The sequence below is a fragment of the Muricauda sp. SCSIO 64092 genome (assembly GCF_023016285.1).
Classification (GTDB): Bacteria; Bacteroidota; Bacteroidia; order Flavobacteriales; family Flavobacteriaceae; genus Croceivirga.
The window spans coordinates 21,554-41,198 of sequence record NZ_CP095413.1; the positions used below are offsets into that span (position 1 = coordinate 21,554).

19 protein-coding genes are annotated in these 19,645 nt (G+C 42.6%); 5 read left to right on the forward strand and 14 right to left on the reverse strand.

Annotated features, from left to right (window positions below):
• The first annotated feature begins 44 nt into the window (after positions 1–44).
• Positions 45–584 carry an NUDIX hydrolase gene (locus L0P88_RS00105; protein WP_247132620.1) on the forward strand — a complete coding sequence of 180 codons (540 nt, stop codon included), beginning with the start codon at positions 45–47 and terminating at the stop codon, positions 582–584.
• Here the strand turns inward: L0P88_RS00105 and hisS are convergent.
• The 7 genes from hisS to rpsF all read right to left on the reverse strand — a co-directional run bounded on the left by hisS (position 579) and on the right by rpsF (position 7,029).
• The gene (gene hisS, locus L0P88_RS00110) at positions 579–1,955 is read right to left on the reverse strand and encodes a histidine--tRNA ligase (RefSeq protein ID WP_247132621.1); all 1,377 of its coding nucleotides are present in this window, start codon (positions 1,953–1,955) and stop codon (positions 579–581) included. The two genes, L0P88_RS00105 and hisS, sit on opposite strands and share 6 nt — an antisense overlap.
• Before the next feature lie 91 nt (positions 1,956–2,046).
• Positions 2,047–2,523, reverse strand: a complete 477-nt coding sequence (locus tag L0P88_RS00115) for a DUF6495 family protein (protein ID WP_247132622.1) — start codon at positions 2,521–2,523, stop codon at positions 2,047–2,049.
• Positions 2,524–2,599: 76 nt separating this feature from the next.
• Positions 2,600–3,643, reverse strand: coding sequence for a hypothetical protein (locus tag L0P88_RS24050; protein WP_313791586.1), 1,044 nt, complete (start codon positions 3,641–3,643; stop codon positions 2,600–2,602).
• Between the two features lie 303 nt (positions 3,644–3,946).
• The gene (locus L0P88_RS24055; RefSeq protein ID WP_313791587.1) at positions 3,947–5,818 is read right to left on the reverse strand and encodes a TonB-dependent receptor; all 1,872 of its coding nucleotides are present in this window, start codon (positions 5,816–5,818) and stop codon (positions 3,947–3,949) included.
• Positions 5,819–5,924: 106 nt separating this feature from the next.
• Complete coding sequence (gene rplI / locus L0P88_RS00125; protein ID WP_247132623.1) at positions 5,925–6,377, reverse strand: 50S ribosomal protein L9; 453 nt, start codon at positions 6,375–6,377, stop codon at positions 5,925–5,927.
• A gap of 13 nt (positions 6,378–6,390) precedes the next feature.
• On the reverse strand, positions 6,391–6,687 hold the full coding sequence (rpsR, locus tag L0P88_RS00130; protein ID WP_158777953.1) for a 30S ribosomal protein S18: 297 nt from the start codon (positions 6,685–6,687) through the stop codon (positions 6,391–6,393).
• A gap of 3 nt (positions 6,688–6,690) precedes the next feature.
• Positions 6,691–7,029, reverse strand: a complete 339-nt coding sequence (rpsF, locus tag L0P88_RS00135) for a 30S ribosomal protein S6 (RefSeq protein WP_247132624.1) — start codon at positions 7,027–7,029, stop codon at positions 6,691–6,693.
• 236 nt (positions 7,030–7,265) lie between these two features.
• Here rpsF and L0P88_RS00140 point away from each other — a divergent pair, with 236 nt between their 5' ends.
• Entirely contained in the window at positions 7,266–7,958 is a 693-nt protein-coding gene (locus L0P88_RS00140) for a LytR/AlgR family response regulator transcription factor (protein ID WP_158777955.1), read from the forward strand.
• On the opposite strand, the gene priA is transcribed toward L0P88_RS00140, so the two are convergent.
• From priA to nadC, 4 genes are read right to left on the reverse strand one after another with little or no spacing between them, the layout of a single operon-like run.
• Positions 7,959–10,415, reverse strand: a complete 2,457-nt coding sequence (priA, locus tag L0P88_RS00145; RefSeq protein ID WP_247132625.1) for a primosomal protein N' — start codon at positions 10,413–10,415, stop codon at positions 7,959–7,961.
• A 5-nt stretch (positions 10,416–10,420) separates the two neighbouring features.
• Positions 10,421–10,858: a DUF2147 domain-containing protein gene (locus tag L0P88_RS00150; RefSeq protein WP_247132626.1), complete on the reverse strand. Its 438-nt coding sequence runs from the start codon at positions 10,856–10,858 to the stop codon at positions 10,421–10,423.
• On the reverse strand, positions 10,833–11,831 hold the full coding sequence (locus L0P88_RS00155) for a YihY/virulence factor BrkB family protein (RefSeq protein ID WP_247132627.1): 999 nt from the start codon (positions 11,829–11,831) through the stop codon (positions 10,833–10,835). The genes L0P88_RS00150 and L0P88_RS00155 overlap by 26 nt, the downstream gene beginning before the upstream one ends.
• Entirely contained in the window at positions 11,832–12,689 is an 858-nt protein-coding gene (gene nadC, locus L0P88_RS00160; protein WP_247132628.1) for a carboxylating nicotinate-nucleotide diphosphorylase, read from the reverse strand. It lies immediately after the preceding gene.
• Between the two features lie 95 nt (positions 12,690–12,784).
• On the opposite strand from nadC, the gene rlmH reads away from it, so the two are divergent.
• Positions 12,785–13,258, forward strand: a complete 474-nt coding sequence (rlmH, locus tag L0P88_RS00165; RefSeq protein ID WP_247132629.1) for a 23S rRNA (pseudouridine(1915)-N(3))-methyltransferase RlmH — start codon at positions 12,785–12,787, stop codon at positions 13,256–13,258.
• On the opposite strand, the gene L0P88_RS00170 is transcribed toward rlmH, so the two are convergent.
• The 3 genes from L0P88_RS00170 to L0P88_RS00180 all read right to left on the reverse strand — a co-directional run bounded on the left by L0P88_RS00170 (position 13,221) and on the right by L0P88_RS00180 (position 17,120).
• Entirely contained in the window at positions 13,221–14,150 is a 930-nt protein-coding gene (locus L0P88_RS00170; protein ID WP_247132630.1) for a hypothetical protein, read from the reverse strand. The two genes, rlmH and L0P88_RS00170, sit on opposite strands and share 38 nt — an antisense overlap.
• Before the next feature lie 479 nt (positions 14,151–14,629).
• Positions 14,630–16,522 (reverse strand): phosphoglycerate dehydrogenase, encoded by a 1,893-nt coding sequence (serA, locus tag L0P88_RS00175; protein ID WP_247132631.1) that lies wholly within the window; start codon positions 16,520–16,522, stop codon positions 14,630–14,632.
• Between the two features lie 145 nt (positions 16,523–16,667).
• Positions 16,668–17,120 (reverse strand): methyltransferase family protein, encoded by a 453-nt coding sequence (locus L0P88_RS00180; protein ID WP_247132632.1) that lies wholly within the window; start codon positions 17,118–17,120, stop codon positions 16,668–16,670.
• 40 nt (positions 17,121–17,160) lie between these two features.
• Here L0P88_RS00180 and L0P88_RS00185 point away from each other — a divergent pair, with 40 nt between their 5' ends.
• Positions 17,161–17,745, forward strand: a complete 585-nt coding sequence (locus tag L0P88_RS00185) for a non-canonical purine NTP diphosphatase (RefSeq protein WP_247132633.1) — start codon at positions 17,161–17,163, stop codon at positions 17,743–17,745.
• 136 nt (positions 17,746–17,881) lie between these two features.
• Positions 17,882–19,615, forward strand: a complete 1,734-nt coding sequence (locus L0P88_RS00190) for a DEAD/DEAH box helicase (protein WP_247132634.1) — start codon at positions 17,882–17,884, stop codon at positions 19,613–19,615.
• Positions 19,616–19,645: the final 30 nt, after the last annotated feature.

Genomic DNA, 19,645 nt, shown 5'->3' on the forward strand with positions numbered 1-19,645 from the left:
CCATAAGTAGATGTTCAAAACAATAAAGGAAGTAAAACACTTCAATGGACGAATTGGTTGATATACTTGACGAGCTAGGGAATTATACCGGAAAGGTGACCATGAAATCAGAGGCCCATAAACTGGGCCTTTTCCATCCTACAGTGCACGTTTGGTGCTATTCAAAAAACGGCAAGGTCCTGTTACAGCAGCGCAGCGCGAACAAAGACACCTTTCCTTTAAAATGGGATGTTTCCGTAGCCGGACATGTAAGTGCGGGAGAGGTATTGGAAATTGCAGCTTTTAGAGAGGTCCAGGAAGAGATTGGGATTACCATCAATACCTCTGCATTAAAAAAAATAGGCATTTTTAAAACAGAAGAAAAGCATTCGGAAATGATCTGGGACAGGGAATTTACCCATACCTTCCTTTACCAATTGGACGATAAAACACCATTGACCAGGCAAGAGTCTGAAGTGGAATCCTTAAAATGGTTGTCGATACAAAGCTTTGAAGAGCTCGTTTTACAGGAGGATCCGGGCTTTGTTCCAAATTCAACCGCCCGTTATTTGGACGTTTTAAAAGCGATACGGTCGTGTTTATAGTGTTGCCGTAAAATCCTCCGGTTTGTCCAGGGCGTACGACCTTTGTTCCCCGGTTTTCATGTTCTTCACCACAAAACTGCCCGTTTGCAGTTCTTTGTCCCCCAAAAGAATCACATAAGGTACTTTGCGCTTATCTGCATACTTAAACTGTTTTGGCACCTTGGTGGAAGAAGGGTACAAATCGGCCCGTAAGCCATTTTTCCGCAATTTGGAAACCAATTGCAAGGCAGCCTTTCCTTCTTCCTTTCCAAAATTCAAACAAAGGACATCCAAGCTCTGTCCCAATGCTTGGGGAAATAGATTGCATTCTTCCAACACTAAATAAATACGATCCAATCCAAATGAGATACCAACCCCACTCACATCCTTCAATCCAAAAATTCCGGTCAGGTCATCGTATCGGCCACCGCCACCAATGGATCCCATTTGCACCCTTTCCGGAGCGGCAACCTCAAATATGGTACCCGTATAGTAATTCAAGCCACGGGCCAGGGTAACATCCAGGGCCAATTGGGCGGATTGTAATCCCAAACTTTCCACCATCCCAAAAATAGCCTCCAACTCCCCTACTCCTTCAAGGCCCACATCGGATTCTACAAGCAAATCCTTTAGTTGGTCCAATTGCGTTTGATGGTCCCCTTCCATTTTAAATAAAGGACTGGCCTTGTCAATTGCCGAAGTTGTGATTCCCTTGGAGCGCATTTCCTCTTTTACCTTTTCCTCCCCTATTTTATCAAGCTTGTCCAAGGCTACCGTAAAGTCAACCAACAGCTGTTGCGCACCAATTACCTCAGCAATACCCGATAATATTTTTCGATTGTTCATTTTAATGGTGCAGCCTTCCAAACCCAGTTCGGAAAAAACGGCATCGTACAATTGTACAAACTCCACTTCCTGTAGTAGGGAATTGGCACCGACCACATCGGCATCGCATTGATAAAATTCCCGAAAACGTCCTTTTTGGGGTCTATCTGCCCGCCACACAGGTTGGATCTGATACCGTTTAAAAGGAAAATCCAGTTCATTTTGATGCATTACCACATAACGGGCAAAGGGTACGGTAAGATCGTAACGGAGTGCTTTTTCCGTAATCTTGGGTGCCAGGGAGGCGGAACTTTTGGAACTATAGGTAACATCATCGACTTTTGAGATGAAATCCCCGGAATTCAATATCTTAAAAATTAGACGATCCCCTTCTTCCCCATACTTCCCCAGCAAGGTATCCGAATTTTCAAAACTGGGCGTTTCTATAGGTTGAAAACCGTAAGTTTCAAAGTGTTTTTTAACCGTGGAAATAATGTGGTTGCGCTTGGCCACCTCAATTGGTGAAAAATCCCGTGTCCCTTTTGGTATACTTGGTTTTTGTGGCATGCACAAATATAAGCCTCCCCCTGACCCCCTCCAAAGGAGGGGAATAAATTTCGATCTCTTTTCATTGAGGAATTCTCCCCTTTTGAGGGAGTTAGAGGGGACTTATAATTTCATCAAACCATTGGTAGAGCTCGCCTTTGGTAATCACAGCTCCCTGTTCGATTAATTGGAACTTATCCAAGTTTTTATCCTTGGTATAGGCCTTTGATGCTGTTAGGTAATCCACAAAATCGGACTGCCAGTTCTTTTTGAACCAACCAAAACCTTCGCTGGTCCGTAAATCCACTTTGGGGTTCATCACCTTTACCGAAATGAGTTTCATTTCCTTATCCTCAAGTTCAAACAAATGCATATGGTTGGCGGAGATATTTTCCAAATACTTGACTTTGGACAATACGCCCTCCCAAATCAAATCACTGAAGACATCCAATTCCTCTTCGGCCACTTTGGGATTCTTTTGCTTTATGTCCTTCCACTCATCCGCCGTAATGGACTGGGTCGCCAAGAAATTGATAAACTCCCCTTGCAGTTCCTCAAACTGCTCTTTTGTCAGCCTTTTAAACTTCATTATAAAAAATAATTGACACAAAAATAAAACCCCGAAATCAATCGGGGCCTTTGAAAAACACTAAAAATGAATTCCCTTAAAATATGTATCGTATACCTACTTGCGCCTGCCATCTGGAAATCAAATCAAAATTGTCCACAAATGTCGAGGTTTGGGAAGGGTCAAAACTATACACAGGAGTAGGATTTTCCTGGGAAAAGTCCACGGATACCCCTACCGGCTGTGTGTTTCTTTCAATTTGAACAACACCCCAATTGGAATTAAGCAAATTGCCAAAGTTCAAAATATCCAAACTTAACTGTAACGTATTTTGATTATCCCCTATGGCCTTAAAATTAAGGTCTTGAAGAATTTTCACGTCCCATCTTCCTGTCCATGGCCTCTTTAAATCATTTCTGCCCGTAAAACTACCCCGCCTGGCACTAAGGTAATCGTCCTGTTGGATGAAGACCTCAAAGGCATCCCGTTGTTCTTGTATTGAGGGATTTCCAGGGAATTGTGGCGCAACAAAATTAAGTTGCTGAACTTCTGCCGTAGTTGGCACATAAAGCAAATCGTTGGTAAAAGAACCATCATTATTGATATCCCCGGAATAGGTATACGAGAAACGTTGACCGGAGGCATATTCAAAAAACGCACCGATGGAGGTCGCCCACTTCCCTTTGCCATAGCTCCATTGTTTGTTCAACTGCCCTATAATACGGTGTGTATTGCCAAACAGACTGGGGGCCAAGGGGGCTCGATTGGCATTTCCCACAACGGGATTTAAATCAAACAGGTCACTGGAAATCTCGGCGGACATGGAATTCACATCAAATGCTTCCAAGAAATTATACGCCACCATGGCATAAAGGTTGTTCTGAAACTGCTTTTGAAGTTTAAAACTCCAGTTAAAGGAGCGTCCTTCATCAATATTGGAAATGACATAGGCGTTTGTGGCCCCACCAAATATTTGAGCTCGGTCTTCAAGTTGGTAAATGGGGCGGGAATCTGGGCCGGTTAGTCTTCCGGTGGGTGTTCCCAGTCCAAAATTATAGGTTGTTGCGGCATTCAAATCCCTGGTGAAAATGATGTCCGTGGTGGCAACAATTCCATTATCGAACTTATAATCGATACCCAAGTTAGATCGCCAAACTTGTGGGAATTGGAAATTTGGATTGGTAGGTGTGTAAAAGAAGAAGTCCGTATTTTGAACTTGGTTCCCTACCCATACAAACGGAAACCTTCCGGAAAAAACTCCGGTACCACCTCGAATTTGAAAACTTTGATCATCGCGGACGTCCCAGTTAAATCCAAGACGTGGGGACCAAAGAATGGAATTGTCCGGTAAATCAAAGCTATCGAGAAGGATAGGTTCCCCGTTTTCATCAAAATATTGGATATCCGGAGCGTAGGTACCCCCTGCCGACAGGAGCCCACCCTTTCAATCAATATTTTCATCAATCAAATCACGGGTATTAAAATAGAGTGGTTTATCGGCCCTAAGACCGTAGGTAAGTTTAAAATTATCCGTGATGTCCCATTCATCCTGTACGTAAAATGCCAATTGGCCCACACTGGTCTCTGCCAAGTTCCATCCGCCCGGTGCCCCTATGGGCAATTGATTGTTTGCATTGAATGTGGTCTCGGCATCTTGAATCAAATTATCAATTAGACCTCCAGGTTGGGCATTATCCAAAAACTCCTGTACCGAAGCAAAATCCCTAAAGTCAAGACCAATCGGGAATCCAAAAGTACCTCCATAAGTTCCAAGATTGAATGAATTAAAAAAATCAAACTTCTCATACGAGAAACCTACTGTAACAGTATGATCACCAGAGAAAAAGGTAAGGTTATTGGTCAATTGAAAAACATCCTGTTCCAAACGATTATTAATTGAAAAAGGTTCATGGCCTGCAATAATGGCCCTTACCCCTTCTTGTTCAATCTGAATGGAAGGAGCTGGGGACGAGAATGGGTTTCTAAAATCATTAAAACTGGTATAGCCTATCTGCAACTTATTGACGGCCGTGCCATCACCCAAGGTGGAATTCAATTCTGCCAAAAATGAATTGATCTCGTTATTGATCTGGTATCCGCTATTGGCGAACTGTAAGGTTGTGGCATCAGGACCGCGACGGCCAATGGCCAATGGATTCGCATTTAAATCCCGACTGGCATCCAAAAAATTATAGATGAGTGCCAAACGATTATTGTCATTAATGTTCCAATCCAATTTTAAGATGCCTTTGGTGGATTCTGAGCCACGCAGGAAACCCTCAAATGGTCCAGTTTCATATCCTAACCCTGCCAATGCATCCGAAACTAATTGCAAATCACTGGCACTGACGCGGGATACGTTGTTGCCCCCTTGCCCCCTATCGGCAAAAAAATTGGAACCCAAATCCTCCCTGTCGTCAACTTCAAAATTGGCAAAAAAGAAAAGCTTGTTTTTCACTATTGGCCCTCCAATACTGATACCATATTGGGTTTGTGTCAAGTCCGGGACAAAAATATCATCTCCGGAAACCTTACCTCCGGTCAAATCCTGATTTCTGTAGAACCCATAAACCGTTCCCCTAAATTCATTGGTTCCGCTTTTTGTAACCGCATTTACCGCCGCCCCGGTAAAACCGGCCTGCCTAACATCATAAGGGGCCAGGGATACTTGAACCTGATCTATGGCATCCAGGGAAATGGGCTGTGCATTGGACTGGCCGCCAGGAGTTGGGGCGTCCAGACCAAATGGATTGTTAAAAATGGAGCCATCCAACGAAAAGTTATTAAACTGGTTGTTCCTCCCCCCAAAGGAAATCCCATCGGAAGATGCCGTCGGTTCCAAACGGGTGAAATCTGCCTGGGAACGACTAATGGTGGGTAATCTTCTTAGTTCGCGGTCCCCCAAATTGGTTTCCGAACCCGTCCTATCACTGCCAAAAGTCCCACTTCTGTCCGAAATTACCACCACTTCGTCCAACTGTTGGCTCTCGGAAACCAGTCGCGCATCCAAATTAAAGGTCTTGCCCAGGGCAAGGAATATGCCCGTTTCCTTTTGTTCCTTAAAACCCACATAGGAAATCGTAATCTCATAGGGACCACCAACCCTAAGGTTTAAAAGGGTAAATCTTCCATCCTCATTGGTTATGGCGCCGTACCTGGTTCCGGTAGGGGTATGTACCGCTATGACATTGGCACCTAAAAGGGGGACATTTTGGTCATCCAAGACCGTACCCCGAATATTTGAGGTGGTCACCTGCGAATAGGAAAAAACCATGGAACTGCATATGGCAATTCCCAAGAGTAAAAATCTTTTCATAATGTTCTCTGTTAGTTCATGTTAAAGCCAATGCAAACATATCGCAAAAAAAAGAGCTATGAATCCATAGCTCTTAACAATTTATTAACTAAAATGTGGTTTTTTTTCACTTTGCCTCGGCAATCACTTCAAAAGGAAAATCTATAACAACTTCCCTATGCAATCTAATCTTGGCATTATAAGGTCCTGTTCTTTTAATGGTACCTCCCTGGATGGCAATAAACTTCTTGTCAATGCTCTCCCCGGCCTTGGAAATGGCTTCTGCCAAATCTATATTGGTTACTGAACCAAACAGTTTGTCGCCAACACCTACTTTGGCAGGTATCTTAATCTCCATTGCCTTTATGGAATCCGCCACTTTATTGGCATCGTCAATAATCTGTTTCTCCTTGTGGGCCCTTTGCCTCAAATTTTCGGCCAAAACCTTTTTGGCGGATGGCGTAGCCAAGGATGCCATTCCCTGGGGAATTAGAAAGTTTCTGCCATAACCGGGCTTTACGGTGACAATATCATCCTTGAAGCCCAAATCCTGTACGTCTTGTTTTAAAATCAATTCCATTGCTTCAATTCTTTTATTTTAACATATCACCTACATAGGGCATCAAGGCCAGGTGGCGTGCCCTCTTTACTGCTTGCGCGACCTTTCTTTGGTACTTTAAGGAAGTTCCTGTTAGCCTTCTGGGCAACAATTTCCCTTGCTCGTTTACCAATTTCATCAAAAAATCAGGATCCTTATAATCAATGTATTTGATTCCGGATTTTTTGAAACGACAATACTTCTTTTGTTTTGTGGTCTCTATGTTCAATGGGGTCAAATACCTGATTTCCCCATCTTTTTTAGCTTTTGCTTGTTGTTCTATGGATGACATACCCTACGCTTTTACTTTTAGTTTGGTTCTTCTTTTCTCTGCCCATGCAATTGCATGTTTGTCCAACTTAACGGTAAGAAAACGCATAACACGTTCGTCCCTTCTAAACTCAACTTCATAAGGATTAATCACTTCTCCTGATGATGTAAACTCAAACAAGTGGTAAAACCCACTTTTTTTGTTCTGGATCGGATAGGCCAATTTTTTAAGCCCCCAATCTTCCTTGGCCACCATTTTGGCGCCATTCTTAACCAAGAAATCCTCGAACTTCTTGACTGTTTCCTCTATCTGAGTTTCAGATAGAACGGGATTCAAAATGAAAACAGTTTCGTAATGGTTCATAAATCTATTTTTTTAAAGGAGCGCAAAAGTAATCATATTTCACTCCGTTCACAAGAAAAATGATAATTGTTCGTTAACCTTTTAGGAAGTTATTAACAACTAAAATCAAAAACAAACCTACATCGTGCATAATACCAAATACACAACAGAATAGGCCATGTTTACATCTTTTGTTGCTGTTTATCGAGTTTATTATGTAATTTGCCGATGATTTAACCCCACAAATCACCCCATTTATGAAACTAAAAAGTATAATTGTAGACGATTCTTCTATGCAGCGTATGGCGGTAGCTAAGTTAGTCAACAATCACCCACATCTTGCCTTGGTAGCCGAATACAGTAATGCTATAGAAGCCAAAAATGGTTTAAAGAACAATGAGGTAGACCTTATCTTCCTTGATGTTGAAATGCCCATCATCAGCGGTTTTGACCTACTTGAAGCCTTGGAAAATCCACCTCAGGTCATCTTAATTACGGGAAAACCCGACTATGCGCTCAAAGCTTTTGATTATGATGTGACCGATTACCTGCACAAACCCATAACACTTGCAAGATTTGAGGCATCCGTAAAACGTGCTGTTTCAAAGTACGAGCAAATGCATCGTTCCGAAGAGGACGAGGAGCATATTTTTGTAAAAAGCAACCTTAAGAAACGTAAGGTTATCCTTAATGACATCAAATGGATCGAAGCGCTTGGGGATTATATAAAATTGGTTACGGATGAAGCGAATATTGTTATCCTGTCGACCATGAAATCCTTTGAAAAACAACTACCGGCAGAAAAGTTTCTAAGAATTCACAAGTCCTACATTGTGAACCTGGAAAAAATTGAAAAGTTCAATAGTAAAAATGTGGAAGTTGGGGGACGTCAAATTCCTTTAAGTAGGAACAAAAAGACGGAATTGGCAGAGGCTTTGGCCAATGTTTAATCAAATGTGGTCCACGTTATAGACCACCCTAACACTTCTGTAGTTGGAAATGGCATCAAAAGACTGATTTACTCTTTTGATGCTTTTTTTTGTTTTGGCCACAGGCTCCGCAGTAGTGAACTTGATCAAGATATTCTTTAAGTATTGATTTCTTATCCTGGAGATTGCCGGATATTCGGGGCCCAAAACGGTGCACTTTAAAACATTTCGCAAGGAAGTCGCAAACCAATCGGAAGCCTCGTTAAGTTTATTGTAATCACGGTCCTTTAACGTAATCCTTAGGATTTTTGTCCCAGGAGGATATTTAAACTGCTCCCTCTCATACACTTGATCATGAAAAAACTTGGGGTAATCATAACTGGAAACCTGCTGCAGCACTTGATGGTATGGATTATAGGTCTGCACCAGTACGTTTCCCCTCTTTTGTGTCCTCCCCGATCTTCCCGCCACCTGGACCAATAACTGAAAACTACGCTCATGGGCCCTGTAATCGGGAAAATTCAATAGGGAATCCGCATTCATGATGCCGACCAAACCGACATTTCTAAAATCCAATCCCTTGGTAATCATCTGGGTCCCCACCAAAATATCCAACTCCTGTGCCTCAAATGCGTTTATTAGTTTGTCATAGGAATATTTACCACGGGTAGTATCCAAATCCATACGGCCTACCTTGGCATCCGGAAAAAGATGTTTTAATTCTTCTTGAATTTGTTCGGTCCCAAAGCCCTTGGTATCCAATGTGCTGCTACCACAGGCCTGACAACTTTGTAAAATTGGGATGTGAAATCCACAGTAATGGCAGCGCAGCTGCTCCCGATGCTGATGCAGTGTTAAGCTTACATCACAGTTTGGGCATTGAGCGGCATGACCACAGGTAGTGCATTCCAAAATTGGAGCAAAACCCCTTCTGTTTTGAAAAAGGATGATTTGTTCATTTTCTTCAAGTGCTGTTTCCATAGCCTTGAGAAGTCGCTCGGAAAAATGTCCCTTCATCCGTTTTTTCCTGTGCGCTTCCTTAATATCGACCAACTCAATCTCCGGCATCAAAACTTCCCCATAACGTCTTGGAATTTCCGCAATTCCATACTTTCCTTTTTTAACATTGTAATAACTCTCTATACTGGGAGTAGCAGAACCCAATAGACAATTGGCCCCATGGAGGTTGGCCAGAACAATGGCAGCATCCCGGGCATGGTATCTCGGGGCAGGGTCAAATTGTTTGTAGGATTGTTCATGTTCCTCATCAACCACAACCAAACCCAACTTGGAAAAAGGAAGAAACAAAGCGGACCGGGCACCAAGGATTACCTGAGCTTTTTCACTTTGATGCAAAACGTTGTTCCAGACCTCAATACGTTCGTTATAACTATATCTGGAGTGGTATACCGCTATGGTATTCCCAAAATAGGCCTTTAATCGATTGATCAATTGTGTCGTCAATGCGATTTCCGGCAGTAGGTACAACACCTGTTTGCCGCTATCAATGACCTTTTTGATGAGTTTGATATATACTTCGGTCTTACCGGAAGAAGTGACACCGTGTAACAAACATACCCTAGGTTTTTCAAAACTCTCTTGAATATCCCCAATGGCTTTGGTCTGTAACGGGTTAAGTTGAATATCCCTTACCTTGCGCTCCCCTTCTTCATAGACCACCCTATCCGTTTGAAGTTCGTACGCTTCAAAAACCGATTTCTCAATCAACGCTTTGATGACCGATTTGGAGATTCTACTGGTTTTTTCAAAATCCGTTAATCCAACCGGCTTCTTTTGTTGTCCGTAAATGCTGAAGTACGAGAGTACCGCTTGGCTTTGTTTTGGGGCCCGAGTCAACGTTTCCAACAAGTTTTGTAAAGCTGTTTCCGACTCGTATTCTGGATTTAACCGGATATACTTAACGGTCTTTGGTCTGTACTTTTCATGGATCTCCTCTTTTAATCGTACAACCCCTTTCTCCACCAAGCCATTGATCAGGGGAAGTACCCTTTTGCGGTCCGTAATATCCGCTACGTCCTTAATCTGTAAGGAGGATTGGTGACGTAATGCTTCGACAATTAAGAATTCATCATCGGTAAATTCACCTTCCGGCACTTTATCCAATACCTTGGGGAGTATCAATGTTTCACTTTCCAACAATAGGGCGTTGGGGAGTCCTGCCCTCACAACTTCGCCCAGTGTACACATATAATAGTCGGCTATCCATTGCCAAAACTTAATCTGGGTGGGTACCAACACCGGGTGGGAATCCAATATCTCATGAATTTCCTTGGCCTCATAGGCCGTTGGTGGGTTTTGATGGACATGGAAGGCAATGGCCGTATAAATCTTGGATTTTCCAAAAGGGACGGCCACCCGCATACCTTTTTGAAGGGCTGCGGCCTCCTCGGAAGTAATCTTATAGGTAAACGTCCGTTCTATCCGAATGGGTAGGATGACATCCAAGAAATACTGCATAGTTGCTATTGGTCGTTAACCCGCAACCACGTTTGGGTACGATAGAAAAAGGCCAGATATCCCCTGACTTTGAGTCTGTTTTCATTGTCCGGGTCCAACCAAATCTTTCCCCTAACGGTAAGTCCCTTGGTTGGGTCAGTCAACCTCTTACCCTTGTACGCACCATCCTCTTCCTTGGTAAAACCATCAATAATGGGCAATCCCAAGATTGGCCTATCCTTTAACTTACCATCACATTTGATGCATTTGGCATCTTTGCGGTCTTTATTTAATATCTCAATCACCCTTCCAAAAAGCTTTCCCTGTTCACGGGTGATTTCCACCAAGGCTTTTGCCTCACCGGTTTCATCATCAATCGTCTTCCACTTTCCCAGGATGGATTGGGCATTGCCAACATGTGCGCCCAGCATCAAAAAACTAATCAAAAAAACTGTTCTTCCCATTGTTCAATCTTCTATTTACATTTTTCCGCAACGCATGGAGTGTTGCATTCAATTCAAAACCCAATAATAGGATATTGGAATTTAACCAGATGTAGAACATCAAAATTAATAGACCTCCCAAAGCACCATACAGTTCGTTATACCTCGCAAACTTTTCCACATATACCCCAAACAGGTAGGACGTCAATAAGAAAAGGATGGCCGTCACCAAAGCACCAATCGAGAAAAATCTCGCCTTTCTACCCTCAACGGTCCCAAAATAGTACAAAATGGCGGTGGTGAGGTAGGAAAGTAGGAAAAAGAATAAAACCTTGGCCATTTGTAATCCAAAGGCATCGCCTTTCTCTGCATCATAGCCGAACTTTTTGCCAAAATATTCGCTGGTGTATTCCACAATGTAAAATTCAAAATACACAAAGGCCACGGCACCAACTATCAATAAAATACTAAGAAGTAGGCCCACCATCAGGGCATAGGCATATTGCCGAATGAAATTCCTTGTCAATTCAACGTGATAGGAATATTCGAAAGCACTAAAAATGGAATTCACCCCATTGGCCACCAAAAAAATGGAGAGCCCGAATGCGGAGGACAACAATCCTCCATGTTTTTGGTCTTTTATCTGCCGGTATATTTCTTCAAAATAGTCACCGGTAGCAGTGGGTAAAAAGGATTCCAGGAAAAGTAGAAATTGGGTATCAAAATTTTCATTGCCTATACGTACATAGGGAATGACAAAGGGAATCAAGGTTACCAAAAAAATCAATAAGGGAAAAATGGCAAGGAAAACACTAAAGGCAATAGCGCTTGCCCTACTGGAAAGGGCGCCCTGGATAATGCCAATAATATAGATTTCGGAAAGGTTATACGCAGAAAGCCCTTCAAAACCTGGCAGTTTGATCCGTTTCAATAACCTAACCAGCCAATTGATAATGGGTATCTTTTCCAATTTCTCCTCAATCTCCTGGGACATCTAAAACGCTTTAAGGCTCAAGTCCATATTGTATACCGAATGGGTCAACGCACCTGATGAAATATAGTCCACACCGCACTCTGCATATTTTCGGATGGTTTTTTCATTTATTCCGCCAGAGGATTCCGTAAGACATTGATTTCCGATAAGGTCAATGGCCCTTTTGGTATCGGAATAGGTAAAATTATCCAAAAGAATACGGTATACCCCCTGGGATTCCAGTATTTCGGACACCTCATCCAGATTTCGGGCCTCAACAATAATTTTCAGGTCCTTACCCACTTGTCTTAAATAGTTTTTGGTCATAGTTATGGCCTTGGTAATGCCCCCTGCAAAATCAATGTGGTTGTCTTTGAGCATGATCATATCGTACAGTGCAAACCTATGGTTCTCCCCTCCCCCAATTTTAACGGCCCATTTTTCCAAGGCGCGTATTCCCGGGGTAGTCTTACGGGTATCCAAAATCTTGGTTCCCGTTCCTTCCAACAGGTCAACATAAAAAGCCGTCTTGGTGGCAATGGCACTCATTCGCTGCATGGCATTGAGCACCAATCGTTCGGCTTGTAGGATACTTTGGGATTTCCCCTGGACAACAAAGGCAATATCCCCAAACTTCACCCGTTCTCCATCCCCGATCCGTACCTCTACCGCAAGTTCATTATCCACAAAGGCAAAAACCTGTTTCGCAAAATCCACACCGGCCAAAATTCCCTCGTCCTTGACCAAAAGCTTTGCCTTTCCCCGAACGGTTTCTGGGATACAGGCAAGCGAGCTATGATCACCATCACCCACATCTTCCCGAATGGCATTTGAGATGATATATTCCAACTCTTTTTGAAATTGTTCCTGGGAAATCATATGGAAGAAATTTAGGACGAAAATACTAAAAAGCATACCTATCACAGAAGCGTGGAACCGTACTTGTACTACTTTTGGGGGAAATCACGTTTTCAATGACCATAAAAGTGTTTTTTGTAGGTAAAACGGATAGCAAGGAACTTCGTAATCTTTTCCAGGACTATGCCAATCGTTTAAAGCATTACGTAAAACTGGACATCAAGGAATTACCTGACTTGAAAAATACCAAGAACCTTTCTGAAAACGAACAGAAATTGAAGGAGGGTACACGTATCCTGGAACAATTGGAAAATGCGGACCATCTGGTGGTATTGGATGAAAATGGAAAGCAATTCACTTCCATGGAATTTTCGGGATACCTCCAGAAAAAGATGAACAGTGGTTTAAAAAATTTGGTGTTTGTTGTCGGTGGACCTTATGGTTTTCACGATGCCGTCTTACAAAGGAGCAATGCGAAAATCAGTTTGTCCCCAATGACCTTTTCCCATCAAATGGTGCGTTTGTTCTTTATTGAACAAGTTTACCGCGCTTTTACGATTCTACGGAACGAACCATATCATCATCGGTAACATCTTTTGTGGGCGCAAGGTGATATTTTTCCAGAAGGCCCTCGACCTTCCTTAAAACCTTAAGATAGGGCTTTCGCATACCCTCGTTCTTTTTTAAGGCCTTGACCATATTATTGGATACCTGGTTAAGGTGGTCCAACTCTTCTGAAATAAAACGGACTATTTCATCCCGTCGTTCCGGTTTTTTCTCCACCTTAAGAACATATTGAAGGTCTTTTATATTCCTCATATGTGAGGCAAAGACATGGGATTGGTGCCAGGCAATCTCAGCAAGTTTTTTCTTCTGTTCCATTATCCTGCTGATAATGGGGTTTACAATGAAGAAAATTTCAAAGAGGACGATCAGAACGGAAAAAATGGCCAACTCCAGTTCAATTATTCGCATGGCCTTGATGTCATCCTCGGCCCTCTTTTGGAACTGCAACACAATATCATCCATAATTGCCGTAAACCGATCTACCCGATACCGCAAATCATTAAAGGAAATCTGATCAACATGCTGTAAGTCGGCTAGCTTTGACTGAAACCAAATGAGATACGGATGTAGTTTTCTAAAATTCCTGGAGATATCCTCGTCTTCCAAGGGATCTATCCCCAATTTTTCACTGCCATTTTGTAGTATCCGATTCCTTTGCACCAATCGGTTTATGGAAAGTTTAAGCTCGGCATAGTCACAGGTATGGAAACGGCAAGAGTAGATTTCGTTCAAAAGGTTTTGGCTCAGCGTACGTTGAAAACCCGCTAAATTGACCACAAGGGCAGTATCCCGCTGTTTTTCCAGGGAGTATTGAACAATGGTCTGTATGGCAATCGTTAATCCAATGATGGAAACCACCAGCAAATAATACGCCCTAAAGCCTTTTTTGAAAAATGTAAATTTCCCTACCTTCACTACACCCAGTACTAGATTATAAGAATTTGCCTACAAGTTATGGCTAAAATCAAAGGGGAAATCAAAAATGTTGTGAAAGGGTTAAGAGTGCTAGTGAAACCCGGTTGGATTTGTTGTTGCTACCAAACCACTATTTGAAACCCATAGTTTTAAACAAAATAGTGGAATTCTCCCGTAGGTTGTATAACATTCGGATTTCCTCTGTCATTTCGAAATGAGGTGCGAAGCGCCGATTGAGAAATCTACTTAATTTTAGATTTCTCCCGTTGGTCGAAATGGCAATAGGTGGATGATTAAATAATAAAGATCACTTCGCGATAGCGCTATCGAAGTACTGTAATCAATACCGCTGCACTCCAGAAACAAGGAAACAGGATTTACGTTATCTTGACCACAACCTTAACTCCTAACTTTTAACCATTAACCCTTGCTAACTATCCGCATGTTGCACCCGAAGCAGGATTGGGGAATCCTTATGATCAATAAAGTACACGGAACCTAATGGTATGTTCCACACTTTTCAATGCTTTAACGACCTCCTTATTGTAGTCCTTGTCCAAATCCGTAATTACGTACCCCACTTCGGAGTCCGTAGAGAGATATTGCCCGGTTATGTTCATTTCAAACTTGGCCAAAACCTCATTTATTTCAGCCATTACCCCCGAGACGTTATCGTGGATGTGCAAAAACCGATGGGAATTGTTCTGTTTGGGCAAACGAATATTAGGAAAGTTCACGGCATCTACCGTATTTCCGGAATTAATGTAATCCATAATTTTGTTGGGAACGAAATCCGCTATGTCCTTTTGGGCCTCTTGGGTGCTTCCCCCCACGTGCGGTGTCAGGATTACATTTTCCAATCCTTGAAGTTCGGTTTTAAAATTGCCATTACTTCTAGGTTCCTCTGGATATACATCTATACCTGCACCCCTTATTTTTTTGGACCTTAAGGCTTTGACCAAGGCTTCAATATCCACCACAAATCCCCGTGAAAGATTAATGAGTATTGCCCCATCACGCATTTGATCAATTTCCCGTTCCCCAATAAAATTCTTATTGGCCTTATTATCATCCACATGAAGGGTCACTACATCCGAAACCGCCAACAAATCCTCCAATGTAGTGCACTTAATGGCGTTACCCAATCCCAACTGGTCTTCCACATCATAGTAATACACACGCATTCCAATGGCTTCTGCCAGCACGGAAAGCTGTTTTCCAATGTTGCCATAGCCCACAATACCCAAGTTCTTTCCCCGGACCTCATGGGAATTAAGGGCCGTTTTAAACCACTGCCCCTGGTGGATTTCGGTACTACGGGCAAAGACACTCCGCATGAGCATGATAATCTGACCAATGGCCAATTCCACTACCGAGCGTGTATTGCTGTAGGGCGCGTTAAAGACCACTACCCCTTTTTTCTTGGCGGCGATCAAATCTATCTGGGTGGTCCCAATACAAAAAGCACCAATGACCAAAAGGCGGTCTGCTGCTTCCAGTACCTTTTTTGTTACCTGGGTTTTGGAACGAATACCAAGAACATGAATTCCCTTTATCTTTTCAATAAGTTCGTCTTCGGGTAAACTATGCTTTACCAATTCTACGGAAAATCCCTCATTGGAAAGGTTGTCAAATGCGTCTGGATGAACATTTTCCAACAACAAAATCTTGATTCGATTTTTCGGATATGATATTTTTCTGGGCAAGTCGTTCACAAATAAAAATTCATTAAGGTTAGGCGCCACATGGTCGGCATGGGTAGCTGCTTTTTCGCGATGCACATTTTCGGTATAGGCAAAAAACTTGTCCGCAATACCAGCTTCCCGCATTACATAATCACTATAGCCATCGCCAATCACCTGGACTTCACCATCCAGATCCAGCTTTTTTAGGCACTCGATCTTTCCATTATGTGATGAGAGCACATTGGTTTCATCAAAACCGATGATTTGGCCATGGTCATCAAATTTAAAGGTATTTGCATAAACCCGTTCCGACGGGATATTGTAATCTGCCACAATGGGGTCTATGAATTCTTTGAACCCACAGGAAATTACATAAATGTCCTCGGCATGTGAATGGAAGAACTCTTTATTTTCCTTAATGGATTTGGATATTTTTTGACGTAAATCCTCAATTAGTGGCTCCAAATCCCTTTGATGGGCTTCCAGAAGCCGTATTCTCCGTTCCAATGATTCCGTGAAGGAAATCTCCCCATCTATCCCCAAATTGGTAATGTTCTGGATTTCCATAAGGATTTCATCTTTATTTGATTTGCCCTTTAAGGTCATTTCAGCCAAAACATCCAACGCCTCAACCTGGGTAAGGGTGCTATCAAAATCAAAAACGTATTTACGTCCCGTTTCCACCATCGTCTAAGAATTAAGCTGTAAATGTAATTATTAAAAAAAGTGAAGATTGGCGTTGTTCAAAAAAAGGCCAAACGGTGAATAAAAAATCGTTTTTGATCGACAAATTGACTTTTTTCACTACTAAAAATTATCAATTTCCCAATAGCTAAAACCAACGCCTTACCGCTTTGCAATACAATTGGTACTTTTTGCCAAATTTTTTGGTCAGGGCCACTTCTTCCCCTTTTATCTGAAAATGGTTCATATAATATACAAAACCCGCCGCCAAAAGGGTATTGAAGGCATTTCCCAAATGAAGGCCAAAAGCAATAAGGAACAGTAGCATCCCCAGATACATGGGATTCCTTGTATAGCCGTATATACCATGACTTACCAAATTGTTGGCTTTCTCGGGATTAAAGGGATTTGTTGTGGTTTTTGCCCTGGCAAATTGAAATAGGGCAAACACCATTACCAGAAGACCTAGTATCGCTAAAAAATAGAGCATCCATTTACGACCAAAAAAGTCAAACTCCCCAACAGGAAGAAATCGGTCCAAGAGGTACATAAGACCTCCAAAAATGACCATGACCAAGGGAGGAGGTATTTTAAATTTCATTTTTCTAAAGTACTATTTTTACCTCCAAGAAATATAGTTTATGAAATTGGTCTTTGCCACACACAACCAAAACAAGTTCCAGGAAGTGAAAAACCTGGTCCCAACCTCTGTGGAATTGGTTTCCCTACGGGACATTGGTTGTTATAATGAAATCCCGGAAACAGGAAAAACACTGGAAGAAAATGCCCAAATAAAGGCAGATTTTGTGACATCCACTTACGGACTTCCCAGTTTTTCCGATGATACCGGATTATTGGTCAACGCCTTAAATGGCGCACCGGGGGTCTACTCCGCGAGATATGCGGGGGCAGACAAGAATGCCAATGCCAATATGGACAAGCTCCTGGAGGAACTGCACGCTATTGGGGACAGGTCGGCCAGATTTGAGACGGTCATCGCCTTGAACCTGAACTCAGGATGCCATTTTTTCAAGGGGGTGGTCCATGGAAGCATTACCAAAGAAAAAAAAGGGAAAAAAGGCTTTGGCTATGACCCCATTTTTCAACCCAAAGGTTACGACAAAACCTTTGCCGAACTCCCCATGGAACAGAAAAATGGCATAAGCCATAGAGCCAAGGCCATGAAACAATTGGTTGACTTTCTCGCCACTTTGACCAATAGCTGATGAAATAAATGTACATTTGCCGCTTATTTAATGTCGCGCCCAGGGAAAATGGGTAAAAAAGGGGTGTTGTGATGGGCTTTGTTTATACGGTTTTCGCTCGATACAGCACAGTAATAGCGAGTTTATAAACAATGATATGACACCATTTGAAAGTTTGGGACTGCAGGAGTCCCTATTAACTGCCATTTCCGATTTAGGGTTTGAATCCCCATCCGAAGTCCAGGAAAAAGCCATTCCCATTTTATTGGAGGACGAAACCGACCTGGTTGCACTGGCACAAACAGGAACCGGAAAGACTGCTGCATTCGGGTTTCCGCTGCTCCAGAAAATTGATGCCCAAAGCAGGACTACGCAAGGTCTCATCCTATCCCCTACCAGGGAATTGTGTTTACAGATCACCAATGAAATGCAACTCTACTCCAAATATGAAAAGGGAGTCAATATTGTTGCTATCTACGGCGGTGCCAGTATTACCGAACAAGCCAAACAGATCAAAAGAGGAGCGCAGATCGTGGTCGCCACCCCAGGTCGTATGAAGGATATGATCCAAAGGGGAATTGTTGACATTACCAAAATTGAGTACTGTATTTTGGATGAGGCCGATGAAATGCTCAATATGGGCTTTTATGAGGATATTAGGGATATCCTTTCCAATACGCCCGATGACAAGTCCACTTGGTTATTTTCGGCCACCATGCCCAAAGAGGTGGCCAGTATTGCCAAAAAGTTCATGCACAAACCCAAGGAGATTACGGTAGGTACCAAAAATGCAGGGGCAGTGACCGTGCAGCATGAATATTATTTGGTGGGTGGCAGGGACAGGTACGCCGCGCTAAAGCGATTGGCCGATGCGAATCCTGGAATATTTTCCGTGGTTTTTTGTAGGACCAAAAGGGATACGCAAAAAATTGCCGAAAAACTAATTGAAGACGGATACAATGCCGGGGCCTTACATGGGGACCTAAGTCAGAACCAAAGGGATTTGGCCATGAACGCCTTTCGCAAAAAACAAATCCAACTCTTGATAGCGACCGATGTGGCGGCGCGCGGAATTGACGTGGATGATGTCACGCATGTGATCAACTATCAATTGCCCGATGAAATCGAAACCTACACCCACCGAAGCGGACGTACGGGAAGGGCAGGAAAATCAGGTATTTCCATGGTCATCACCACACGAAGTGAACTTCGGAAAATAAAGGCCATTGAAAAGAAAATTCGACAGGATTTCATCGAAAAGAAAATTCCAACGGGAATTGAAATTTGCGAAATACAGCTGTACCATTTGGCCAGTAAAATCAGGGATACCAATATTGACCCGGATATTGAGGATTACCTTCCTGCCATTTATGATGTTTTGGAAGGCCTTGATCGGGATGAAATCATCAAAAAGATGGTTTCAGTCGAATTTACGAGGTTCTTTAGGTATTACAGTAATACCAGGGATTTGGATGAACAGAAATCATCAAAAGGGGAAAAAGGCCAAGAAGAAAGGCCAAAGGATGGTTCGGTCCGCTATTTTATCAATGTAGGGGAACGGGATGGGTACGACTGGATGTCCCTAAAAGATTTCTTAAGGGAAAACCTTAAGCTGGATAAGGAGGATATCTATAGGGTGGACACCAAGGACAGTTTCTCCTTCTTTAACACAGATGCCAATTTAATGCCCTTAATACTGGAAGCCTTTCAGGATTTTAAAGTGGACGGACGTTTCATCAACGTAGAGGTTTCCAAAAACCCGGGCCGTAGTGGAAAGGGCAAAAAACGTGATCGTAGGAGAGGTGGACGAAAGGACGGTGGTGCCCCTTTCAACAAAAAGAAAAAATCCTCATCCAGACGAAAAAAGGGAAGGAATCCAGGCTTTTTTTAGTTAATGAGTTCCAAAAAGGCAAGGCAGCCC